The 24,324-nt window shown below is 38.2% G+C and carries 22 protein-coding genes and 1 pseudogene; 4 read left to right on the forward strand and 19 right to left on the reverse strand.

Features of this window, described 5'->3' with window-relative positions; genetic code table 11:
• Positions 1 to 8 precede the first annotated feature (8 nt).
• The 7 genes from ACIQAA_RS09220 to ACIQAA_RS09250 all read right to left on the reverse strand — a co-directional run bounded on the left by ACIQAA_RS09220 (position 9) and on the right by ACIQAA_RS09250 (position 11,424).
• Positions 9 to 2,714 (reverse strand): heparinase II/III domain-containing protein, encoded by a 2,706-nt coding sequence (locus ACIQAA_RS09220; protein WP_402618000.1) that lies wholly within the window; start codon positions 2,712 to 2,714, stop codon positions 9 to 11.
• A 73-nt stretch (positions 2,715 to 2,787) separates the two neighbouring features.
• The gene (locus ACIQAA_RS09225; RefSeq protein ID WP_402618002.1) at positions 2,788 to 3,780 is read right to left on the reverse strand and encodes a glycosyltransferase family 4 protein; all 993 of its coding nucleotides are present in this window, start codon (positions 3,778 to 3,780) and stop codon (positions 2,788 to 2,790) included.
• Positions 3,781 to 3,792: 12 nt separating this feature from the next.
• A complete protein-coding gene (locus ACIQAA_RS09230) occupies positions 3,793 to 7,326 on the reverse strand; it encodes a CgeB family protein (protein WP_402618005.1) in 3,534 nt (1,177 codons plus the stop codon).
• A gap of 28 nt (positions 7,327 to 7,354) precedes the next feature.
• Positions 7,355 to 7,609, reverse strand: coding sequence for a hypothetical protein (locus ACIQAA_RS09235; RefSeq protein WP_402618008.1), 255 nt, complete (start codon positions 7,607 to 7,609; stop codon positions 7,355 to 7,357).
• Positions 7,610 to 7,742: 133 nt separating this feature from the next.
• Positions 7,743 to 8,888: a non-hydrolyzing UDP-N-acetylglucosamine 2-epimerase gene (gene wecB / locus ACIQAA_RS09240; protein ID WP_402618011.1), complete on the reverse strand. Its 1,146-nt coding sequence runs from the start codon at positions 8,886 to 8,888 to the stop codon at positions 7,743 to 7,745.
• Positions 8,889 to 8,912: 24 nt separating this feature from the next.
• On the reverse strand, positions 8,913 to 10,211 hold the full coding sequence (locus ACIQAA_RS09245; RefSeq protein ID WP_402618014.1) for a glycosyltransferase: 1,299 nt from the start codon (positions 10,209 to 10,211) through the stop codon (positions 8,913 to 8,915).
• 25 nt (positions 10,212 to 10,236) lie between these two features.
• Positions 10,237 to 11,424: a glycosyltransferase family 4 protein gene (locus ACIQAA_RS09250; protein WP_402618016.1), complete on the reverse strand. Its 1,188-nt coding sequence runs from the start codon at positions 11,422 to 11,424 to the stop codon at positions 10,237 to 10,239.
• Between the two features lie 910 nt (positions 11,425 to 12,334).
• Here ACIQAA_RS09250 and ACIQAA_RS09255 point away from each other — a divergent pair.
• On the forward strand, positions 12,335 to 13,576 hold the full coding sequence (locus ACIQAA_RS09255) for a C40 family peptidase (protein WP_402618018.1): 1,242 nt from the start codon (positions 12,335 to 12,337) through the stop codon (positions 13,574 to 13,576).
• 50 nt (positions 13,577 to 13,626) lie between these two features.
• Here the strand turns inward: ACIQAA_RS09255 and ACIQAA_RS09260 are convergent.
• Positions 13,627 to 13,873 (reverse strand): annotated as a pseudogene (locus tag ACIQAA_RS09260) (cytoplasmic protein).
• Between the two features lie 132 nt (positions 13,874 to 14,005).
• On the reverse strand, positions 14,006 to 14,629 hold the full coding sequence (locus ACIQAA_RS09265) for a CBO0543 family protein (RefSeq protein WP_402618021.1): 624 nt from the start codon (positions 14,627 to 14,629) through the stop codon (positions 14,006 to 14,008).
• Between the two features lie 149 nt (positions 14,630 to 14,778).
• Here ACIQAA_RS09265 and ACIQAA_RS09270 point away from each other — a divergent pair, with 149 nt between their 5' ends.
• A complete protein-coding gene (locus tag ACIQAA_RS09270) occupies positions 14,779 to 15,084 on the forward strand; it encodes a putative quinol monooxygenase (RefSeq protein ID WP_402618023.1) in 306 nt (101 codons plus the stop codon).
• 1 nt (position 15,085) lies between these two features.
• Here ACIQAA_RS09270 and ACIQAA_RS09275 read toward each other — a convergent pair whose 3' ends face one another.
• On the reverse strand, positions 15,086 to 15,742 hold the full coding sequence (locus ACIQAA_RS09275) for a hypothetical protein (protein ID WP_402618026.1): 657 nt from the start codon (positions 15,740 to 15,742) through the stop codon (positions 15,086 to 15,088).
• Positions 15,743 to 15,851: 109 nt separating this feature from the next.
• On the opposite strand from ACIQAA_RS09275, the gene ACIQAA_RS09280 reads away from it, so the two are divergent.
• On the forward strand, positions 15,852 to 16,187 hold the full coding sequence (locus tag ACIQAA_RS09280; protein WP_402618028.1) for a DUF3889 domain-containing protein: 336 nt from the start codon (positions 15,852 to 15,854) through the stop codon (positions 16,185 to 16,187).
• A gap of 30 nt (positions 16,188 to 16,217) precedes the next feature.
• On the opposite strand, the gene ACIQAA_RS09285 is transcribed toward ACIQAA_RS09280, so the two are convergent.
• The 3 genes from ACIQAA_RS09285 to ACIQAA_RS09295 are packed head-to-tail and all read right to left on the reverse strand — an operon-like array spanning position 16,218 to position 19,344.
• Complete coding sequence (locus tag ACIQAA_RS09285) at positions 16,218 to 16,736, reverse strand: dihydrofolate reductase family protein (RefSeq protein WP_402618030.1); 519 nt, start codon at positions 16,734 to 16,736, stop codon at positions 16,218 to 16,220.
• A gap of 12 nt (positions 16,737 to 16,748) precedes the next feature.
• Positions 16,749 to 18,350, reverse strand: a complete 1,602-nt coding sequence (locus tag ACIQAA_RS09290) for an ABC1 kinase family protein (protein WP_402618033.1) — start codon at positions 18,348 to 18,350, stop codon at positions 16,749 to 16,751.
• A 13-nt stretch (positions 18,351 to 18,363) separates the two neighbouring features.
• Entirely contained in the window at positions 18,364 to 19,344 is a 981-nt protein-coding gene (locus tag ACIQAA_RS09295) for a serine hydrolase domain-containing protein (protein ID WP_402618711.1), read from the reverse strand.
• A gap of 279 nt (positions 19,345 to 19,623) precedes the next feature.
• On the opposite strand from ACIQAA_RS09295, the gene ACIQAA_RS09300 reads away from it, so the two are divergent.
• On the forward strand, positions 19,624 to 20,085 hold the full coding sequence (locus tag ACIQAA_RS09300; protein ID WP_402618036.1) for a DinB family protein: 462 nt from the start codon (positions 19,624 to 19,626) through the stop codon (positions 20,083 to 20,085).
• Between the two features lie 30 nt (positions 20,086 to 20,115).
• Here the strand turns inward: ACIQAA_RS09300 and ACIQAA_RS09305 are convergent, their stop codons facing one another.
• The 6 genes from ACIQAA_RS09305 to ACIQAA_RS09330 all read right to left on the reverse strand — a co-directional run bounded on the left by ACIQAA_RS09305 (position 20,116) and on the right by ACIQAA_RS09330 (position 24,223).
• The gene (locus ACIQAA_RS09305; RefSeq protein WP_402618039.1) at positions 20,116 to 20,601 is read right to left on the reverse strand and encodes a tetratricopeptide repeat protein; all 486 of its coding nucleotides are present in this window, start codon (positions 20,599 to 20,601) and stop codon (positions 20,116 to 20,118) included.
• A gap of 33 nt (positions 20,602 to 20,634) precedes the next feature.
• Positions 20,635 to 21,384 (reverse strand): alpha/beta hydrolase family protein, encoded by a 750-nt coding sequence (locus tag ACIQAA_RS09310; protein WP_402618042.1) that lies wholly within the window; start codon positions 21,382 to 21,384, stop codon positions 20,635 to 20,637.
• A gap of 14 nt (positions 21,385 to 21,398) precedes the next feature.
• Positions 21,399 to 21,530, reverse strand: coding sequence for a hypothetical protein (locus tag ACIQAA_RS09315; RefSeq protein WP_402618045.1), 132 nt, complete (start codon positions 21,528 to 21,530; stop codon positions 21,399 to 21,401).
• Positions 21,531 to 21,554: 24 nt separating this feature from the next.
• The gene (locus tag ACIQAA_RS09320) at positions 21,555 to 22,991 is read right to left on the reverse strand and encodes an anti-sigma factor family protein (protein WP_402618048.1); all 1,437 of its coding nucleotides are present in this window, start codon (positions 22,989 to 22,991) and stop codon (positions 21,555 to 21,557) included.
• Positions 22,988 to 23,470 carry an RNA polymerase sigma factor gene (locus ACIQAA_RS09325; RefSeq protein WP_402618051.1) on the reverse strand — a complete coding sequence of 161 codons (483 nt, stop codon included), beginning with the start codon at positions 23,468 to 23,470 and terminating at the stop codon, positions 22,988 to 22,990. Before ACIQAA_RS09325 ends, ACIQAA_RS09320 begins: the two co-directional genes overlap by 4 nt.
• A gap of 99 nt (positions 23,471 to 23,569) precedes the next feature.
• Positions 23,570 to 24,223 carry an HAD family hydrolase gene (locus tag ACIQAA_RS09330; RefSeq protein WP_402618054.1) on the reverse strand — a complete coding sequence of 218 codons (654 nt, stop codon included), beginning with the start codon at positions 24,221 to 24,223 and terminating at the stop codon, positions 23,570 to 23,572.
• Between the last annotated feature and the right edge of the window lie 101 nt (positions 24,224 to 24,324).

The raw sequence follows: 24,324 nt of genomic DNA on the forward strand, positions 1-24,324 counted from the left end.
TTGTTTTATTATTTTATTGTAACCTTTGTTGTATTCATAGCCGTTTGTGCACCAAACTGATCTCTTACATAAACCCTTGCAAAGTAGACACCACTTGAATCAACTTCGTGTTCTAATGTTGACTCATTTGTATAAGAGTACTTTTTCAACACTTCATTATCTTTATAGATATAAAAAGCATACTTAAGTCCGGAGCCACTGACTACAGATTCTACCTTTATTTTCCTATCTTCTACCGAAATAGGTAGTTTAATAACTTTTAAGACACTTTGTTGTGGCAGAACATCTGTTTTTCCATCAAATTCAACACCAAGAATTTCTTTCGTCTTTCCTAATAAATAATAAGGGAAGTAGACTTTTAACTCTTCGTGGTTAACACCTTCTGAAACCTTTAAATCTACTTTATATCCTCTATTTTTCAAAACATTATATAATGGCATCACATGATTTTGATAGTGATGATCATTTTTACCCACAAAAATATGGAGGTTTGAAGAAACATCCGATGGCTGATTAACAACCTTAAAGAGAAGGTCATCTAAATACAAGCAATCTGCTTCTTCCGTACCGCCTGCAATGTAATTCGCAATATTTGGATGTTTTGCCTCTTTTAGTAAGAAAGATCCCATCTTGCTCTGAGGTGCACCCGCTATAACATTACCAAAATAGTATTTAATACCGTAATAAAGTGCCGTATAACCGCCTTTAGATGAACCCATTGTGGTTACATTTTCAGCATTTATTTTATTTTGTCTCATTATATAGTTGATTAACGATACAACAGAAGTTTCTATACTAAAGTCTCTATCTTTACCTATATAATAGGAACCTTGATCACCAAAGTCATCCAAGATAAATAACTTATTCGCAGGAATGTCTTTTAATGTGCTCATATAGTTATATAAATAACTATATCTTGTTCCAAGTGCTGAAAACACCACCAATAACTGGTCCTTGTATTTCTCCGTAGCAGCTGGTTCAAAATGGTATCGAACACTTCTGAAAGAATTAAATTCCTTTTCTAATTCAAAAGGTGCTTTATCACGCTTTGGAATTTTAAAATCTGATAATCTAAATTCTGTTGTACAGCTAACATCGTTTCCACTCAATGTTAGTTCAATAGTCGTAAGCATTTCTTTCGCTTCCATCTTCGGGAACTTCCATCCCAATACGGTTGGTACTGTTTGACCTTTGACGGTCTGAATGGTATATGGTACATTTGCTGTTATTTCTATTTCCATTACCTTTTCATCGTTTCGGAAAAGTTCTATCATTCGATCACGAAGATGTACCTGTACATCTGGTGCAACATGCCATAGCAGTTTATATTCATGTTTCTTATCTGATGTTATTTCATCATTAACATAAATGGAATTATTACTACGTTGATATTTTACATTACGTTGATGTTCAACATTCTCAAAACGCTTATTGACTCCCGTTACTTCACTAATATCTTCTGAAATCTTATAATCAGAGAAATAAACACTTTCGAATTTACCGTCCGTGCGAGGCAGTCCTTTGCCATCTACAATCAAAGTATTGTGGGCAAAAGAAGAGTAGGCATATTTAGTGAACGGATCTTGATAGTTATAACCATTCGGTCCTGCCTCAGTAATGATTTCACCGCCGGAATAAATCGTTAGGTTTAAATCATCACTATGTTTATGGTAGTTGGCATTATAAGCAGCAGAAAACAGCACATATGTCGCTTTTTCCTTTTTCATCCAATCATCACGGAAAATCGCATATCCTGCTTCTGGGAATACCTTCACATTCTCAATCGGCGCCTTACCTGCTTTACCGGAAGAGACAGCAAATTTATATGTTTCACTTGTATATAACGAACCGTAACTGCTAGCGTTAACAGGTGTTGACTCGGTATCACACATCGGAGGAAATTTTCCGTCCGGACGAATAATATATGTCGAATATTCCTCAGATTTATCAAATAACCTAACAAAATCTTCGCTGATTCTTGAATCGATTTCTTCCATCCAAGAAACTAATTTCTTTATATTTAAAGCAACCATCATATGGTAATTCGGCGATTGTTCTTTATGAACACCATCTGTTGTAAAAACACCAAGAAAGTATTCTTTTAATCTGCTTACGGCTAGATTAATATACCTTTTGCTAAGAGGATTTTTCCCATTATCGAAGTAAAACCCAAATAGTAAAAGAGAAATATCTTGAAACATCCCGTGGTTGGTATTAGTAGCATGAAATTGCTCCTCACTCAGCAATCCTGCTGTTTCCCACATTCTAGTTTCAATCTTTTCTCTGTCACTGTCCGTTATTACGTTCCGCGCATATATATAAAACTTTAATAAGTATTGTAAACGAAGTGCCGTTGTTTCGTCATGATAGGCCATCGTGCCTTTATTCATTTGGTATGAATGTTTTCCAAGCCAATCATTGATTAACTCCATACCTTTGTTTAGATATTTTATGTCTTGAGTTTCTTGATAAGCGTCCGTTAAACAGCCTAAAAAGGTAAATCCATGAATCAACCTTTCGAAACTTCTTGACCGATTATCATTCCAGTCTATCAATTTAGAGAACTTTACAACTCCAAATGGAGGCAAAGTATAAGAATTTTTTTCTACTATATTATTCGCAGCTAGTAGATAATCCTTGTTCCTACTTTTTGGTAAAGCTCCCAGAATAGCGTCTAGCCTATCCGCACTTAAATTAGAAGGATTAAATATCATATTTGTTTTCCCCCTTTCGACTCTTCTCATTTTACTACGATAAATTTATTTTTAAATGTAAAATGATTTCCAGTTATTTAGTTATTACTTCCTCGAGTAGTGCAACCCATTGTTTTCCGACAGATTCGATATCAAATCGTTTAACATAATTTTTTGCGTCCTGACGAAGTTTCTCCGTTGATCCCATCTTGTTTATCTCTTGGATTCGTTCAACAAAGCCATTTATATCGTTATACAGGTATTCCTGATTATAAATCGTCTCACTTCCATCCCATTTAAGGATTAATGGAATTGAACCGGATGCCATTCCTTCACTTGGTGCTAAGTGGAAGCTTTCAAAATCACTCGTCGATAGAACAAATCCAATTTTCTGGAGCCATTCATCCACGTCGCCAAATCCATCAAAACTAACAGCATCTTTCCACGGAGCTTCTTCGATTCTCTTGTACTGAGCCTCGTAATATTCTCTTTGCTCTTCCTTGTTCCACAACCATGGATACTCCTGTGGTAATTTTCCTTTAATAAACAATTTGTAACGTTTATCTGTAGACCATAGCTTTTCTAATACATCTAAGGCTAAATCAAGTCGTTTCATTTTTGGAGCGATTCCAATGATTCCTAGATGATAATCTGCATCTGTTTTTGGCTTGTCCAACTTCTTAGCGTCCAACACATTGTAAATCATTCTTGTCTTTTCACGCGGCAATTTGAAAACACGATAAAATTCTTCATACACATATGGAGATATCGCAATGATTGCGTCAATATTTTCAATCGTAAATTGACTAGGGTATGCAGTATCCAATTCCTGTCTGTGCATACGGACAATTAATTTTTGATGAGGGCGTTTGTGGGAGGAATACCACACGGCATTCCCTAAGCCCCACTCACATACAATTAAATCAGCCCATTCAAGGCATTCTTTACTATACTTCTCATCATGAACGTTATGACCTGTCCAGTTATCTAAGCGAATTTCAAACTTATTGGTTCTCTCTAGAAAATCAATAATCAATTTCACAAATTTCAAATCATGTCCGGCAATAACCATCTTCACTTTACTCATTTATATCAAGCCTCATATTTCTATTTGTTTTAAGATTTTATTATCCAACTGCTCGCCTTGGTTACCGTCGTATGCATTAGCCACATAGTTAAATTTGTCATTACTATACAATTGTTTTCCAAATTTTAAATAAGAAGTATACTCTGAACCATTTTCTAATTTACTAAGAACATCTAGCAGCGATTCCTTTGAGAAAACTTCTGTTTTTACGACTGTAGACGAAGGATGTAAAGATGTGACAAATTCATATTCAGCATTGGCATTCTGTTCTTTAACTGACTTGTTCTCATATTTATAATGTGCACTTTTTCCAATGAAATCACTATCCGTAAAGGTTGTAGATAACATTAAATCCAGTAAATAATTGCTTCCATAATAATCATTTTTATCAAAGTACGTTACGTATGGACTATCAATCCACTCCAGGATATTTTGATACTTATGCATATAGCTTCTTATAAAGGTTTTAACAGATTTCGTATTATACTTTTGGAAAAGTTCAAGATATCCATCAAACGTATCCACTAAAAGATAAAGTTCCTTATTTTCATACTTCTGGTTTTCGAAATGACGAAGCACCCTAAAAAACTCATCCTTCGAGTGAATAAGTGCTAATACCGTAACCTTTGGCAGTTGATAATAGACAGGAATTCCAGCAATTCCGCAAATATATTTTAATCTTTCTGTATATGTGTGTTTACTTAATACATCCCGAATTCCAAGCATTGACTTTTGTCTATAAACCTCATCATCAGTTAACAGCTCTTTAAAGGCCTTATCAATTTCTTGTTCATTTTCAGAAATGTATACTAAATCTCCAAACATAACTTCGATACCTTTTGCATAGGTGCTTACGACTGGTGTACCAGAAGCTAATCCTTCAAATACCCTGCGTGAGAACATCGTTGGAGAATCTTTAACTGTATTCACATTGATCATAACTTTGTAGCCCTTATAGGCTTTATCAATCTCATAATACTTGAGACTTCCCTTGATATTCTCCTCAAGTCTTTCTGGGAATCGATGATTAGGCATTAAACCTTTTAAGTTCTTTTCATAGTTACGATCGTATATGTCTAATCCGTATTTAGCTGCATAGTCTAACACCCTGTCCATATCCAGCGCACGCTCTTCATGATGTCGATAGTAAGAGCCGGCAAAACAAGCTTTGTTTTCCCGTTCCTCAACAATTTTGATCGGATTATGAATCGCGGGCTGTGCAGCAAATGGTAGTGCATAAACTTCTTCATGGCCGGCTTGCTCTTTGTAGCTTGGGACCATTCGTTCGTCTGTTGTAAAAATGTAATCAAATTTTACCGCTGTCTTGATAAAACGGTTAAAGTGAACAGGATCTTCTTTATTCCAAAATACCGTTGGAATGTTATTCTCGTTACACCATTTTATCAAGCTAAACAATGGCTTCATATTATCTTCACCATAATAGCCAACGAGTTTGTTCCAGCTGCCGTTGTTCCCTACCCAAGCAGACTCAACCATTAATAAGTCTGGTTTATTGCCGGTTAAAGTTTCTAACCAGTTATCTGGTGTAAAGGTAATTAATTCACACTCTTCCGCGTATGAAGCTGTAGTGAATTCATCAAAAATCACTGCCATTTTTAGTTTCTTTAATGGCTTTGGTTTAACTAGTTTAAGTTCATATGGCTCACGATTATCTATAAAATCCGTCCGGTCTGTGTCTGGATAGACGAGCATTTCTTTCAGATTAAATTGCTCGATTGTAACGGTTCCTGCGCCGCCAATTCTAAAGGCAATACGGATATCTGTCGTATCTGGATGAAATCTTAACCTATTTTCCGTGTTTAACCTGAGCTGATATACCTCTAATTTCTTTTCTCCCGCATACTCAACCACCATTGGAATAAATTGAACTCCTTCAGGTACAAGAGCACGGAGGTTAAATTCGTATACTGCGTCCTTGTTTATCGGTAACAGGTGAGAGACCGGTGGAGTAGCGTAGCTATTATTTTTCTCCTTATAAGCTGCATAGGCCCTCTTATCTCCAGTTGCAATTGATTCCACCATTAAACCTGTATGATCGTTTTTAAGAGTAATTAATTTGTTAGAAGGGAACCAGCTCTCCTTGTTCAAATCAATTGTTAATTCATTTGTGGTCTCAATTTCCTTTTCATCAATATTGATGCGAATATTTTGGAATAGACCTGATCCATTAATTCTAATCATTGCCTTAATGTCGGTGGTATCCTCACTAAAACTGATTATGGATTGCTGATTAAATGGAACTTGTTTAATATCAATTCTTCTGCCATTTTTGTAGCATAATATAAATAGCTCTAATTTAACATTTTCAATTAAATTGGCAGTGGGAAAGATCTCATAATAATGCTTAGCTTTTGGCGTAAATATAGATTTCGTTGGAGAATCATTAATTTCAACATTATCGATACAAGGTAAATAGCGATACTGTTTTGCTCTTAGTAAGGATTCAAAGCAATGAAATTCATTGTGAACCAATATTTTATTATCCTTGTATAGGCCAAATAAGTTTTCTCTATTTACATTAAAAACATAATCGTATTTTGGATAACTGGTTTCAGTACTAGTAATTCTAGTTGGAAGCCAATAACCTACTCCCGAAATCCCTACAGTATTAAGCTGGAAGTTTCCAGTTCCTTGTACCCTTAGGGCAATCCTCATATTTACTGCTTCAATATTTGGTAATACTAACTTTTTACTATTGAGATCAATTTGCTGAATATCTATTTTTTCATTGTCTTTGTTATAGAAGATAAGGAAAAGTTTCACGTCAAGCAGCAGGTCTTTTTCCCCTTCGAAAAGAATCGAAAGTCGCTCGCCTTCCTTAACTTCAATTGGGTTTTGCGGAGCATTACCAAAATTTATGTTTGCTTCTCGATATGGGAGATATAAATGACTTCCTTTTTCTAAATTAATATAGAAGGACGAGTGTTCACTTTCAAACGTAATCTCTTTAGAATTTGGTACGTACCAATTAGAACCACTTAACGGCAGGAACTTGCTGTCGTCTTGCTTAGTCGTTTCCCACACGGAAATGTCTTCTATTCGAATGGAATCAATCTTAAATTCCCCATTCCCCACGACCCTTATAGCGAGCCTGATGTTATCAAAGTCTTTTGAAACGGAAATAGAAGTCTCCTTATTGAAAGGAATATTCTGGTCTTCAATCCTGTTTCCATCTTTGTAAAAGATAACTATCATAGAGATAGCTAAACTTTCATCTTTTGATCCTTTAAACGTAACCTTATACTCTTGGTTGGATTGTAAATTTAGGGGCTTTTCTGATGGTGATAAAGAGAACTTTGTATTTTGCTCTCTAAAAGAAAAGTAGGCATGTTGGCTGCTTTCTAGTTCGGAATAAAACGCACTGGTTAAATGGTCGAATGTAACAGGAGCATTTATCTGTTTATACCAACCTGAGTTTCCTAATTCTTCAACAGATTTCCTTTCAAACTGTGGAATATAGCCCTGATTCAACCACTTTCTAGTTCTATTTATTTGTTCTAGTTTATTTGATATTCCATTACTCATATTTGATAAACTCCTTTTTACATTACGGTTATTTCTTTTTCTTTTTTCTAAGGCCCCAGTATTTTACTGTTACTTTTCCAAGGACCGAATTTCTTATAGAGTTATATCTTTTTTCTAATTCACCATATTTCTTTTCAAGCTTTAGGTAATCGTTTAATTCTGTTTCACGCATATCTAATTGTAATTTAAGTTCTTTTTTTAATAGCTCTACTTCCTTTTGAAGCATTTTCATCTGGATTTCTGCAGATTGATGCTCTTGATTTAAACCCTCTCTTACACTCATAAATACCCCGCCCTTTTACCAAAATTACTACCTTACCCCAGTTCCATCGGGCAAATAAGGGTAGTTTGTTATGGCAACCAAATCTCTCCACTTGATTTTGCCCACTGGGTTTGCTTTTTATTAAAAATTCCTACTAATCGTTGAAATCAGCAGGCTTTTCGCTTATTTTCCCAAAGTGATAGAGAATTGCTTCGACAATTCTTCTTGAAGCCTGTCCGTCACCATATGGGTTTGAAGCTTTTGCCATTGCGTCATGCGCAGCTTTATCCGATAATAATTCATCGGCAAGACTATAGATGACCTCCTCATCCGTGCCGGCTAACTTTAATGTCCCAGCATTAACTCCTTCTGGACGTTCGGTAGTATCCCTTAAGACTAAAACAGGAACTCCTAAAGATGGTGCCTCCTCTTGAACACCGCCTGAATCCGTTAAGATTAAATGCGCTCTAGAAGCGAAATTATGAAAATCAATCACATCTAATGGTTCGATAAGATGGATGCGGTTGTTATCACCAAGAATTCTATTGGCAATTTCACGAACCACAGGATTCATATGAACAGGATAGACCACTTGGATATCATCATGTTTCTCCACTAGTCTGCTGATTGCACGGAACATATTTTCCATTGGTTTACCTGTATTTTCACGACGATGCGCTGTCATCAGTACTAATCTGTCATTTCCTACTTTTTCGAAAATAGGGTGATCATAGTTATTTTTCACAGTCGTTTTTAAGGCATCGATTGCAGTATTCCCTGTAACAAATATATCCTTTTCCTTTTTGTTCTCTACTAAAAGGTTTTGTTTTGATTGACTAGTAGGAGAGAAGTGAAGGTCTGCTAGCACTCCCGTAAGCTGGCGATTCATTTCCTCTGGATATGGTGAGTATTTATTTCCTGTTCTAAGACCCGCCTCTACATGTCCAATTGGAATTTGGTTATATAGAGCTGCTAGGCTTGCCACAAATGTTGTTGTTGTATCCCCGTGGACCAATACAATATCAGGTTTCACTTCTTGTAAAACTTGATTCAACCCTTCTAGGCTCCTTGTGGTAACATCTATCAGGGTCTGTCTGTCTTTCATGATGTTTAAATCATAATCTGGTGTGATTTCAAAGATATTTAATACCTGATCCAGCATTTGTCGATGTTGTGCCGTAACTGTAACAATTGATTGAATGTGTTCACTGTTCTTTTCTAACTCCTTTACAAGTGGAGCCATTTTTATCGCTTCTGGTCGTGTTCCAAATACCGTCATTACCTTTAATTGGTTACTCATAGAAACCTCCAAATTGTTAAAATCTTATAATAGTGGTGCACTATTGTAATAAATATTTAAGAATATATTTTTTTCATTGTCCCAGTTGTACTTTTGACTGGCTTTAATCGATTTTATTTTCATCTCTTCATACTCTTCATGATGTTCTAATAACCAATTGACCCCATCGGCAATTGAAATAGGATCATGTGAATCAACACTTACTCCTGTTTTATCGCCCTCCACCACTCTTTGAATTTCAGGAAAGCTACAGGCTACAACAGGTACACCTGCCATCATGTATTCAAACAGTTTGTTTGAGGAAGCGGAGTAATGATTGAAACAGACATTATTTAGCACTTGGAATCCTATATAACCATTTCTCGTGTATTTAGGGAGATCACCTACAGGTACTTTCGGATGGAATTTCACTTTATCCTCTAGCCCCATCTCCTTAACCATGGCTTGTAATTCTTTTTTTATTTTCCCTTCGCCAATCAGGACCAATACTCCCTCTTTAAAATAAGGGACAGCCTTTATTAATTTATCTAAACCGCGACCGGTTTGAATTCCACCTTGATATAAAAGGATTTTTTCATTTCTAGGAATGTTTAATATTTCATGTAAATCCACTTTTTCTTGATTATTCGTTTTTTGTTGTTTAAATGGATAGTTATGAACCACATGCGGATAAAATCCATATAAGTCCTCGTTGTATTTCGCTCTTGTGTTATTTTCAACAATCATCTCGTCGATTTTCTTTATCAAAAATGCTTCCAGCTTCCCATGGATTGGACTATTATATCCTGTTCGACTTGTTTGAACTTCATGGGAGTCATAAATTAGTTTTCTCGGTTTCAATCTCCACTTTGCGCTGATATAACCTTGTGGAAGTGTATTTAAATCATTAGAATGATAAATATCATAATTTCCTGAAAATCCCTTTAGGATCATTCGGAAGATTAAACTGCCTCTAACCCATATCACATTTAGTTTTGTTTTCACTAGAATGAATGCCAATAAAGTCAATGGAATCATTAGGAGTGGAGCCATATAAGCTAGCAATGCCCAAATGACCAAGCCAAATACTCCATACAATTTATTCTGAATGGAGAAACGGTAAGATTTTTGCATTAGTTCAAGTAAAACTGGATACCTTCTTAGTCGATAGACTTTAAACCTTTCATTTCTTTGTTCAAACATTGGCAGATTTGGATCTTTTGGGTCATGAATACAAATCAAATCTACCTCATAACCTGCCTCTGACAAAGCTGTACACTCTCTTAAAACTCTGGCATCATTGGTGAAATGATTCCAAACAAACATCCCCACTCTTTTAGACATCGTGCTCCCCCTTTCTTCATTGGGTCTAATTCATGTAATCAACCAATTTCTTAATGTTGGTTTCCCAGTTAAAATCCTTAAGAATTACCTGTCGCTCTCTTTGGGACATTTCTTTTCGCAGCTTCTTATCAGCCAACAAAGTTTGTATATGTGACAAAATTTGCTTTGGGTCATCGGTATTGCTGGCAATTCCCACTTGCTCTTTCTCAACTACTTCCTTCGCGTACCCGTCAATGACACCAACAATTGGAACCCCGCAGGTCATATAGTCAATAATTTTCCCCGGCAACACAGTTTTGAAAACTTCTTCATCCTTCAACGTCACCAAGCTTAAATCATGCTCCGAAATAATCTTAAAGCATGCTTTTCTTGTCAGTGGCTTGATGATGGTTACATTCTTATACTGTTTAATGGAGTTAAACAGCTCATTTTTATTTACTCCGTAGCCTATAATCGTTAAATTTATTCCCTGTTCCTCTAACAGAGGGACCAATTTATTGATCAAATCAGTGTTTTGAGCAAGTCCAAGGTTGCCTGCGTAAATAATTTTATGAGTATCGTTTTCTACCTTCCTTATAGAAGCAATTTCTTCCTTTACCGCACCATTTGGAATAAACAATATTTTCGACCTTGGAATATTCGCCTTATTTTGGATGTATTCCTGAAAGCCTAAGCTGTTAATGACTATCTTGTCAGACTTTTTATAGAGTATTTTTTCTAATGCACCAAAAAAGTTTAGGATAAAAGGATTGTTAAATACCCCTACTCCCTTTAGCGATTCAGGCCATAAATCTCTAATATCTAAAATAAAATTACATTTGTATCTATATTTTGCAAATAAACCGACGAAACCAGTAAATATCGGTGGTGACGTAACAAAGATATAATCATACTGTCGCTTATCTATTAAAATAAGAAAGAGAAATTTCAAAGCTACCTCTAAATAGTAAAATAAGCGGTTAAGAATACTCTTAGAATATTTGCGATTGGTAATTCCAATTCTGACAATGTTATCTGTTTCACCATTCAAAGATTTCTCATCCCAAAATTTCTCATCCTCATAAATTTTCTTATTGGGATAAGACGGTTCCGAAGTGAAAATTCTTACATCATAATTTTGCTTTTCCAGTTGCATATATAAGTGTTTAATGCGGTTCGCATGACTTCCTATTTCAGGGTAAAAATGCTGTGATATGATCAATACTCGTTTCACTAACGGGTTACCACCTTTTACATATCAAAATCTGTTTTATCCTTGTCGCATTTTGTAAGTTAATGTAAAATAATTTCCTTAATCATACTACAGCCTAGAAATAAATTAAACAAGAAGATTGGTTTCAATTAAGAACATTAATACTACCATTTAATTATTTCAATATACAAAATAATTTATTAAAAAAATAAATATCTAATGGAAACTTAAGTGGTTTTGACACTTACCCTTTCATTAGATATTTATTTAAGTATTATTAGCATGGTGTAGACCCCTTCCTCACAGTATACACCCCTGATAATTCTACAATCATTTCGATTCCTTTAGTACATTAATCGACAAAACTCTACTAAGTTTATCACTTTTACTAATTGTGGTCAAAGGGATGAGTCTCTATTATTTGAAACTAAAAAACTCTGACAAATTTATATACATAATAAATAAAGGTGGAAAGGAGCGTTACTCCGTTTCCACCTTTTCAAAACCTATTGCTTGTAAATAAAGTTATATCCATCACTTATTCTTTGGTAAGTACTCTTTCCAAGTGATAATTTACTGTATGGAATATACCAGTCTCCATTTACTAACACGGCTTGCACATTGCGACCTTCAATCTCAAATAAACCTTTCCCTTTATCTGTGTATGGAATATTAAGAGCCTTAAACTCTGACCAACTTCCTATGAAAATAGTACAATTATTATATAGCGTATAGCTTTGAAAAAAGAACTCCTTTTGTGCTGCAATCTTCTATTTTCGTAAGTCAAAAAATGAGCTTTTTCTTATTAAATTGGGATGATATTACCTTTTTCGCATGAATTATGCACTGATTTGTAACTTACTATACCGTTAGAGAGGAAATTCATGGTAGAATATGTTTTAAATACCAGAATAATAGAGGTGATTTACAGGTGAAGAAAACAATCGTTCGAGCAGTTTCGACTGCTGCCTTTCTTTCGACTGTATATGCTGGTTCGGCATATGCGAGTACGCATACGGTTGAAAAGGGAGATTCTCTATGGAAAATTGCAACTAAATATGAAACTACTGTTTCTGAATTAAAGAGCTTGAATAACTTAAAATCTGATTTTCTTCAGGTGAATCAAAAAATTAAGGTTTCAGCTGATAACGCACCAAGCAAGACGGAAGCCACTGCATCCGCACCTATTTCTACTAAAAATTACGTTGTCAAAAGCGGCGATTATCTAGGCAAAATTGCCAAGCAATTTAATACTACCGTTACAGATTTAAAGTCACTTAATGGTTTGAAATCTGACATGATTTATGTGGGACAAAAACTGAAAGTGGCTGGAAAGGCCGTTACAACGCCTCCACCCCCTGTGAAGACTCCAGTCTCACCACCTGCTAATTCTTCTGCAACATCTGTTTATACAGTGGTAAGTGGTGATACTCTCAGTAAAATCGGTTTACAGTTTAAAATGAGTGTTCAAGAATTGAAGACTCGTAACAACTTGAAGTCTGATATGATTTATGTTGGGCAGAAATTAAGTGTAACGGCGAAAGCACCAGTGACACCACCTGTGGCGACACCTGCACCTCACACTCCTGTAGCACCTCCTGCTGTTCCAGTGCAAACCAGTGATTACATCGTAAAAAGCGGTGACACATTAGGAAAAATTTCACAGCAGTATAAGATGACAGTGCAGAAATTAAAAGAGCTCAACGGTTTGAAATCGGACATGATCTATGTTGGCCAAAAACTGAAGGTTTCCGGCAAGAATACAGTAGTCACCACACCTAAGCCTGAACCTACAATACCTGTTGGAGAATTTGCAGATGCATTCATCGAGGTCGCACATAGCGTAATGGGCGTACCTTATGCTTGGGGTGGATCCACGTTAAATGGCTTTGATTGCAGCGGCTTCATCTACTATGCAGCAAATAAAGCAGGCTACAAAATTGGACGCTATTCAGCAGAAGGCTACTATAGCCGTACTTACTACGTCGATCAGCCACAACCTGGTGATTTAGTCTTTTTTGAAAATACATATAAAAAAGGAATCTCTCATCTAGGTATCTATATTGGCAATAACGAGTTCATCCATGCCGATGCGAAAAAGGGCATCACAATCTCAAACCTATCTAACCCTTACTACACAGCTCACTTTGATGGGTTCAAACGATTCTATTAAGCTTTCAACTTGAAATAAGCCAGGCAATTGCCTGGCTTTTTGTGTGGTTTCTAAAACCACTCCCGGTGCATTTTCTTTGAGGAACTGTTCTGTAATCGGAAACCCGGAGCTCTCCCCTATCACCGAGTCCATCCCACAATATGGACAAAGCGCGGTATCGTTATTATCTATCCACTCCGTGATTTCGTCAGGGTCAAAGATTTTCGTGCAATAAAAACAACCGCATATAGGATCCTTTTCAAGTTCCTTCCGATGTCGGCTGCTGAACCGATGTGCCTCCAGGTATTTGTCATCCAACTTTGTTCTCTCCTTTCTATCAGTTTTATTGGTGGCAGGTGAAGTAGTTCTTTTTTGCAGGTAGAATGGTTAATTAGGCAGATAACAAACCTTTTATACAGGTAGAGCTGTACTTTGGGCAGGTAACCAAATTTACTTTAACACTGGACCTTTCTTTCTAGTTCCAGTCCCCACTTTGGTGCTCTTTTCCTCAGCATTTTTTTGAAATCGCAAAAAGATATCTGTAATCACTTTTGATAAGACGATGATCACGATATAGGATAGAAATAGATGAAAGTAATTTACCCATGCGTTGAACTTGAACAAATTATGCATGACAAAAATCGGTTTTAGGATAAATGAAAGAAACAGACTTAATAGCAGTGTATATAGGTAATAGTTTTTATTATTTTTAATCGTCCACTGGTACACCAACATGAACAATACCGGGACTAGCGACGCGTCCAATCCGACACTGTGTGCGATAAAGGGTATCATCTTATAAGGATACGTCCAAAGTCCTTGGGTCGTACCAAAATCATCAAAATAGGTAAACCAAACATGGACGTTGAATCCATAGAAGCCGAGCTGGAGTGCTCTCTTCCAGTCCATTGCAAAATAAAGAATGATTAGCGGGGACACAAACATAACTACATGAAACCAAAATTGCCACGTATCAAAGGCTGAAAACTCTTGCCAATATTTTAGCCATTGGGCGGCTCCCTCTTGTTGTTCTTTTATTAATTTATTTAAAGCCTGTTTTTGAGCATCACTCATGAAATTCCCTGCCTTGTGAGTATTTTTCATCTTAATTTGCCCAAAGTGTTGGTAAAAAAATGGTTGCTCGAAATTTTTTTAAATTTGTATATTGAAAAGGAATTAAGGCGATGACAGTAGAATGGTACATACAAGAGGAGGAATGAAATGTGGAGAAATTCGGGATTTACGGGAAGTTAATTGCCAAAGATGGCGAGCGCGAACAGCTGGCAGCAATCCTATTAGAAGCTGCGGAGTCGCTGCAAAACTTGGATGATTGCGAATTATATCTAGTGAGTGTTGCACCTGAAGATCCAAACGCTGTTTATGTCTATGAGGTGTGGAGCAGTGAGGGTGCCCATCAGGGATCATTAACGCTGGAATCTACACAAACATTAATCAAGCGTGCGAAACCAATCCTTGCTGGTATGGAAAGAATTTCGACGCTCGTTCCTAGAGGCGGCAAAGGAATATAGACTATTCCTTTGCCTGTAGATTTAGCTGTTTTACTATAGATGTGACAAGCGCATTTAAAGGATTGATAATGGTCCTGGATGTCTCACGTTCCACTTGCTGTGCAGCCCCAACCATCGAAAGTTGCGCAACAGAAACAATCCTCTGCTGATATTTTTTTAAGAACTTGTACACTTCCCTTTGGTACTCATCCTTTTTTCCGCTCATGATTAGTTCAAAGGTATTCTCAATGACCTTAACCTCTATGTCCAGCTTTTTCTGATGAGTTTTTGCAAATTGCTGAAGCCTGTCCATTGTGCCGGAAACCGTATCAGGGTTGGTAAAAACAATCGTCTGAGGCTGGTCAATCTCGCAAATTGCCTCAAAGTACGGTTCATCCATTTTGATGATGGGTACGTTGGCTGCAAGCTCTCCCAATAAGGCAATATAGTTCGTACAGGTGATTAGGACAGCGTCCACACCCGATTGCACCACCCATCCTACTTGTTCCTTCACTTTCCTTTGAGCATCAGACTCCGTGAAATCCGTGTCGTTCATCACGCGATACATCAATCCTGGATCAACGAAATGACTTAACTCGACGTTATAAGCCGAAAGTGCTATTTCTATATAATTAATATTCGAATAATGTGCATGCAGACAGGCAATTTTTTTCTTCAAGCTCTCGTACCTCCTTTTTTTAATGGGTCTAATATACCGATTTTAAAGCCAAGTACATATTTTTCACATGGGCTGCCATCATAGTAACACACATAAAGGGGGTGCTTACATGAAAAAGCTTCTAGTTTGTTTAATGATCCTTTTTGGCTTTAACAGTGCCTATCTACCTCAATTCGACGATACTGCCTATGCCCAGCAGAAACCGACTCCTCCCTATGCTAAGTGGAGTAAGGTAGCATTGGACAAGACAAAGGAAAAGTATCCGAACGCGCAAGTCGTTGATTATCTTTATGTTGGACGAAAAAATGGAGACCGTACATCAACTGAGAAGTTTAAATTATGGTTAAAAGAAAACCAAAAAGAATTCGGTGTCTATGTAGACATTGAATTTATCAAGGAAACCGAACAAGTTGTGAATGTTACTTATACTGAAACGGCTAGGTAATGGCGGCCGGCCAGGGGTCCATGACAGTGTTTATCTTTTGGCTTCATAATGCAATTCTGCAAACTGTTTATAGCGTCGAACATCGACCAGCATCAGTTTGTTTTCCTGGTCCCCTGGCACAAACAACGGAATTCCCCTTCCGATGATGGTTGGCGCAATCTGAATAATGAACTCATCCACCAGTTTTAGCAGGTGCTGCAGCACTTCTCCACCGCCGACAATCCAAATTCGTTTGCCCTCCTGCTCCTTCAAGGACTGGGTAAAACCTGCAATATCTTCATTAATAAACGTTACATATTCATTCGAACCGGTCAGTGTACGAGAAAAAACATAACACAGCTTACCCTCATAAGGAAATTTTTCAGGTGAAAGAATCGCGATTTGATCGTACGTACTTCTTCCCATCAGAATCGTATCCACACTATCGTAAAATTCCTGATAGCCCGTTTCCTCTTCCCCCTCCGTCCCAAATAACCAATCCAACGAATGATTTTCACGTGCGAGGCAGCCATCCAAACTGATGGCACCATAAAATACTAACTTGCTCATCGTGCAGCCTCCTTATTGTTTTCGTTTTTGATGCATATACTTCATCCACTTTTTCTGTTTAAGGGTGTAAAAATAGTACCCTGCCAGGGCAATCGCAGTTCCTCCAACTGATATGTTTAAAATGAGCGAGTGAGAGGTATAGATTCCCGCTAGTACTCCGATAATTCCAAGAACTATTAACTGAAACAAATGCTTTTTATTATTTTCAAAAATCATAAAGTGAAATTGTCTTCGTTGCTCGAGTTCCTTTAAATCTTCGAGCCTTTGGGGTGCGTTTAAAAATTCCGTAACCGAATAAATCAGCTTAAATGCAGGCTGTGATTGAATCCACTTCCATATTAATGACCATTTATTGTTGCCCTGTTTGTTCAGCCACTCCATAAAGACCGGTTTTCCTAGGACGAGGAGCTCTGCCTCAGGAGCAAGATTGCGGATAATCCCTTCAATGGTGACGAACGAGCGCCCTAAAAAAACAAATCTAGTCGGAACCTGAATCGGCAGAGCTTGAATCATATCGTTCATTTCCTTTTTAAACGCCATGATATCCATTTGCTTTAATTGTTCCGGTTCGAAGGAAACCAATTCCGCCAACAGCTTTTCAATGGTTCTCGAATCCGCTTCTGGGAGCAAAAACCCTAATTGAGCTAAGCAATCTACCGCTTTGGAATAATTTTTCGAAAGAAAGCTTTCAATCAAGCCTTGAAAATGAGCTGCATCCTTTTTGCTGATTTCACCAATCATTCCAAAATCGAGTAAGATGATTTTTCCGTCCTTCGAAACTAGGACATTTCCTGGATGGGGATCAGCATGAAACGTTCCAGGCTCTAACCATTGGGGAAGGAAAACTTTCATCAGCCTTTGTGCAAGCTCTTCACGACTCACTGCAACCTGTTCCAATGCCTTGATATCCGTAAACCGGATTCCTTCTACCCATTCCATCACCAGTACATTCGGTGTACTAAGTTCCGGATATACCAATGGAATTTTCACAATATCCATATCCTTAAATCTCTCTCTAAAGAACAAGATCGTCTCGAGTTCCTTTGTATAATCAAGCTCTCGTTCGATCACTTGTTTTAGTTCCTGAAATAGGACTTTAAAGTTGATAAATCCTTTCGGAATCGGAACAAAATTGTCGGCAAACCAAATGATTATGGATAGCACCTTGAAATCGGTTTGAATAATGCTATCGATGTATGGTCGCTTCACTTTTACCGCGACCGCTGTGCCGTCCTTGAGCACACCTTTATAAACTTCTCCAATGGAGGCGGATGCAATGGCTGTTTTTTCGATGGAAAGGAAGTTTTCATGTTGGAGAATTTTCTCTATCTCGCTCCAGTCAGAAGGAGGGACTTTGTCCGTGAGGTCTTCGATTTGACTGATAAACGCTTTCGGCAGCAAATCACCACGCGTACTCAAAAACTGTCCGACTTTAATCAATAAGCCTTCTAATTCAAATAGTGTATTCCGATACCGTGCCCCTATTTGTCCCCAAAGTTTATCCCACTCCTCTTTCGGTTTCCTGCGAATCTTATACCAGTATATTTGCAGGAAAACGCCGAAAGCCAATGAAAGCACCTTTGACATGCGGACCAGCTTATTTCTCTGTTTCACCCAGGTTTCCCCCTTAAAACGTATCCGCTACTAAATTGCTAAACTCCCTTAAATAATGAAGATAATTACTGCCTCCGTAGTTATATCGCTTATTGAACATTTTTGCGACGACGACATTGTATTCTGGAATCACTAATAGTGTGGGTCCGGTGACGCCTAGTATTTGGTAAGACCCTTTAGGGACTCGTTCACCCAACTCGCTGTGTTTGGCCGGAGTACCTTGTACAAACCAGAACAGGCCGTTTTGGGGCAATTCATTATTTTTAAAAGGAGGGCTTTGGACTTGAGTCGCCAGTTGAATCACTTCCCTTGGAACGATCCCCATTCCATGGTTCAAATGCAGACTTCCCCATTGTGCAAACTCACGAGCCGAGGTATGGAGATTGGAATCCATCCCGTTGTTTGTTTGTCCTAATTTATAGGAGGAAGGCTCATCGGGATGATTAACCACCTGAACCAACTTTTCATTTGACTCTGTTTGCCATGCCGTTTGTTTAAAACCTAATGCCTTGAACACGCGTTCTTCGAGGAATTCGGGAAAACTTTTACCATAAAGCCTGTTTACCAGTTCCGTCATCATTAAGATATTAATCCCTCTATACGCCCAACTCTCACCTGGCTCAAACTCTCGAAAAATAGTTTCATCCTCCTCTTGATTTAAGCCGTGCGAATGGGTAACCAACTGCCCAATCGTCGTTTTTCCTAGCAGTTCCTTATCTATGTTCTGAAAATATTGAACAGCCAAGTCATCGATGCTATTAATTTTACCTTCATACAAAGCATATGCGATCACTAAACCTAGATAACTTTTTCTTGCAGAAGCCACATTAAATTGCGAGGTTTCATCAATCGGACGGGAGTTCTTTGTGTTGGAATGATAGCCGCTATAGTGCTCCAGCACGATCTTGTTATCTTTCATCATTACAAGTGCTGCCCCGCTGCTATGATTCCTTTCCTTTATATCTTCTATGTACGAAATTAAATTTTGAAAAATAGCAGCCACACACCTTTCTAGTATTCTTTCATTCTATATTCATTTACTTTTCCCTTTTTTGCAGAAGGGTGTCACCCTTATCCAACCCATTGAATATACTATATAAGACGCGAGGAAGCACCTGGCGTTACATGGACTGACTTTTTTAAGTCAGCCTTTTTTTCTGGTTTCTCATTTGCGTGCCGAACCTCCTAAGGGCTGGATGTGACAGTAAAATTATAGCAGGATTTTCCACTTTAATATCGAATAAAATGCTAGTGAAAAAAAGGAGGTATACATATGAAACGTCGTCATGAGGTACTGTTTACTCAATTAGAAAGCTATCGAAGCTATATTTTAAGAGTACTAGAAAATGTATCAGAAGAAGAGGCTGAAGTGATTCCAAAGGGGTTCAATAATAATATCCGCTGGAACCTCGGGCATATTTATCTCGACCAATACCTATGGATACAGGCTGTGACGAAAGAAAAGGCCGGAGTTCCTGAACCGTTTCAGACTTGGTTTGGATACGGAACATCACCCGCCAACTTTACTCCAGAGACACCTACGATTGAAGAATTAAAGAATCTTCTAAAAGAGCAGCCTGCTCAAATTAAGGCACAGTATGGTGAGCGACTAGAAGAAGAGTTTCCGCCAACCGAAATGGGCATGCACACGATCGAACAAGTGCTTATTCGGACCATTTTTCACGAAGGGATGCATTTGCAGACCATCCTTGACCTGAAAAAATGCATGAAGTAAGCACAAAAGAGGGTGCCGGCACACCCTCTTCTATTTCCACGTTCTATCCAATTTATCGGAATAGAATTGTATCGCTCTTTTGTAATGCAGGATACCCTCATCCGATGTGGTTTCAATCAAGCTGGTAAGCAGGATTTCCATGGCAGCGTCATGCTCTTTCAAATTATAAAGTGTCATCGAATAGAATACCTTTAATGCTCGGTTGCTTGGAAATAAATCCAGCCCCTTTTGAAAAACATTTTTCGACTTCGCATATTCTCCTATGGTACGATAGGAACTTCCTAAACCAAGTATGGCTCCCTCTAAATCATTTCCAGACAGCCCTAGGTCAATCGCTTTTTCATAAAAGGGAATCGCGTCGGTTTCTTTCCCTAACAAATCAAAGCTCCACGCACATTGATAGTTGACATAAGGGTCCATCGGAAACTCCCCTGCTACTTTTAAAAGTAATTCGTTTGACTCCGCCACTTTCCCTTCCTGTCTTAATTCAATCGCTTTTTTCACTTCTTTTTGCAACGAGTTCTCTCCTTTCGGTTTTCTTTAATCGTTTCAAATTAATCCCTCTAGTGATTCTGTTACTGCTTTCCATGCCGAGGACGAAGGGTCGACAACCATAAAATGCTCAGCTTCTGGAAGTGTGAGCAAAAGGACACTATCCCCCATCTCCATTGCTCTCCGATGATATTCCACACTCAAAGTAACCGGAACATGGCGGTCTAACTCACCATGAATTAAAACTTGTTCCACATTCAAGGGCAGCAATTCGATCGGTGACGCAATCGGTAATTCTTCCATTGAGTCACCAAGGAACATGGTGACCGGACTAGCAATCCCTCTTTCCGTATGTATTTGCAGCATTTTGTGGAGGTCAGTAACCCCCGCCAGGCTTATGATTCCTTTTATTGGAATAAATAATGGGCTATCAGCTTGATTCAAAAGCGATCCCAGTAAAAGTGCCAAGTGACCGCCCGCTGAATGTCCAATGACCACCACTTTTGAGAGGTCGAGCTGATAGGTGTCCTTAAGCTGGTTCAAATGATTGACTGCACTAATCACATCGTGAAAAGTGCCCGGCCACGCCCCGCCTTCCTCACCGATTCGACGGTACTCAATATTCCACGTCGCAAAACCACGCTGCGCCAAATCTTCAGCTAGTGGTTCGTTCTCTTCCAGACCATATTTTGATTGCCAAAAACCTCCATGAATACTTACCACAACAGGGCATCTCCCCGGCGCCTCAGGCCTGCGCATTACACCAAATTGTGACGGGTGCTCGCCATAGGCTATTTTAATCGTCATGAACAACACCTCACTTATTCTAATTTATCTCTAGAATCGGTTTCTTCCTTAACAAATTCGATTATTCCTCCAGTTGCCGTAACTTTCACTCCCGTTAGAAACCCCGTATAGGCTGCACCCGTTTCGATGTTCCAAGACGATAACAAAATAATTCATCGTACAGCCCTCCTTTAATGAAATGATATATAAGGTCTCTCCACAATGCCGGTTTCAGCATTGAGATAGATTCGGTTTTCCTCTCCTTCAAAAATATGGACAAGGACATAGCCGGCGGAAACGGAGGAGTAAATAATCCCCTTCCCAAGCGCTTTGACCTTCTGACCCGATATTTCTGCTGCCTTGGCTTCTAGTGTGTTTGGGGCTAGCTTTTCCTCATATTCATTCGAAAAAAACTCTTTCGACTGCATTGCTGGCTTGCCGGAAAACAGGTAAAAATCGCCGGTTCCCGCATCAAGTTCGATGAAATACGGATCTCCCAATGGGAAGTACAATCTATTTTCTCCTGCAAGGGGGGTAAACCGAAAACGATAAAGATTAGGCTCACCACTGTTTTCTTCAATTTTTATATCAAATTGTGCATTTTCCCCGTAAATCGCCTTTAGCATTTTTTCAGCCTTTTTCATTACATCACTTGTATTCAAAGGATTTTTTTCATGTAACGGATGTGCGTAGTTATTCGCAAAAGTGATAAGTCCGGAATAGCCGTCAATTTTACCATCAATTTGGGTCTTTCCATGTTTAAGATCAAAATGATACACTCCGAAACTTTCATTTGTTTTTTCCAAATCAATTTTTCCACCCTCGGCATTGAATGCCTTTGTTATGACCTCTTTCATTTCACTCTCTTTTATTACCTTCATCTCTGAGGGAAGCTTGTGGTATTTGTTATAAAAAAAGGCCAGTTCATCTATTTTTTCGATTGGAGTCCCGATTCCTTCAGTATCTAGGATTTCGAGATAGGAACTATAGCCATGATGAAATTCACCATATTCCTTTTGAACGTGCTTAAAAAGGGTGTTGGTATACGTTTGTAAAAGTTCAATTGCCTTTTCGTCCGTTTCATCCTCAAGCCCCTGGCGTTTTCGCTCCCTCAACGTGATCGCCATTTCATCAAGCTCTTGGCTATTGACAAGAAGATGAGTATTTTTTCGTTCAAACCAAAGCAACTCGTTGTTTAAGTCATCCACATTTTCGGCTGCATAAGATAGATGGCCTCTATTTGAATCGATTTCGTATGGATTTTGGGCTAATTCATTAAGTGACTCAGCATATAGGTATACTCCATCCAGAAGGGTGGCTACTTTTTCACGGTTAGCAGCATATCGATTGATCCCAGAAACAATGAGGATGGTCGCCAAAATGGCGGCAATCACTTTCATCCTCCTTAGTTTAAAGCTGAGCCGGAGCCGGCTATCCATGTCATTGGGCAGGGTCTCTTCAGATAGCGACAGCTCCGAAAATCCTGTTCCCTGTTGATACAATTCACTGCACTTTTTACAAGTCTGTAAATGCTCATCAACGGCTCGGCGGTTTTCTGGTCTTAGTTCATTTTCTTCATATAGCGGATATAAATCTTCTACTAAACTGCAATCAAGTTTCATTTTCATTCCCCCTCTCCTTCGAGATAATAATGCTTAAACTTCTTTTTCGCTCGATGGATTCCCACTTTGATGTTGCCTTCACTCTGACTCAAAATATCGGCCATTTCCTTAAGCGAAAAACCCTGTTCTCTTAAAATCAAAAGTGATCTTTCACTTTCAGTAAGCTTGAGAAGTGTCTGCCTTACCATCATACCTGCTTCAATGTTCCGAGTGGTGCTGATTGCTTGAAGCTCCGGTTCGGCATAGGGAATTTCGTTCTGTTGAGAAAATTTGTTTATTTCATTCAAGTATGTATTCCTCGCAATTTTAAAGAGCCACGTCTTAAGGGAAGACTCGCCGCGAAACCGCCCAAATCCCTTGAAAGCCTTAATAAACGTATCATTGGTCAATTCCTCCGCAACAGTGGTGCTGTGGCACATATTGTGGAGGTAATGGAAAACCGGATCTTTATATGCCTGATACATCTCTTCAAGCGGATCTGCCATGTCTCTCTCCTCCCACTACTAATGACAAATGAAAATGCAAAAGGTTACAGATTTATTCACAAAAAAAACGACCTTTTTTAATGGAAAAGCCGCTTACTGCTACTTTAGTATCAATGGTATTTCGGCCAATTCAGTAATAATAAAATCTGCTTCTACTTGGTCCCATTGAATATCTTTTTTCCAAATGCCCTTCATCCCCACTTGCTGAGCCGCTTTCACATCATTTTCTGGATGGTCCCCGACAAAAATACTTTGGTGGGGCGGAACTTCAAGTTGCTTTAATGCCGTTTTAAAAATTTCGGGGTCTGGCTTTTTTATCCCTTCCCATTCCGATATTAAGATGGTGTCAAAATAATCTTCAATCCCTAAAGCCTTTATGTTATCTAGCTGAAACTGACCTCTGCCATTTGTAATTATACCTAATCTAAGGTTGAGGCTTTGCAATTTTTCCAGTGTGGTAATGAGATTCGGGAATGGAACGCAGTGATTTTTGAATTCTGTGATATAGTCCTGGAGCAGCTCTTCCCAAGAAATGCCGTCGATTTCAAACTCCTTGGTCAATTGCTGATACACTCTATCTTTCCATACATACCCGCGCTGATCTAATTCTATAAATCTCTTTATATAGATCTCTCTTGGAATATGACCTACAACAGTATTCAATCTATTATATTGACAATCTATGAACTTTTTGACCGATTCATCTCGGTCTAACAATGTTCCATCTAAATCAAATAAAACGGCTTTTATCATTTTAACGCACACTCCCTCTATTATTTGTTCTTTTTTTCAACTTCAAAATCCTCCTTCCTGCCAAATTGATTGCTTCACCTGCGGATTTGATCTTCTTACCT

It is taken from the genome of Neobacillus sp. NPDC093182, from assembly GCF_044754045.1.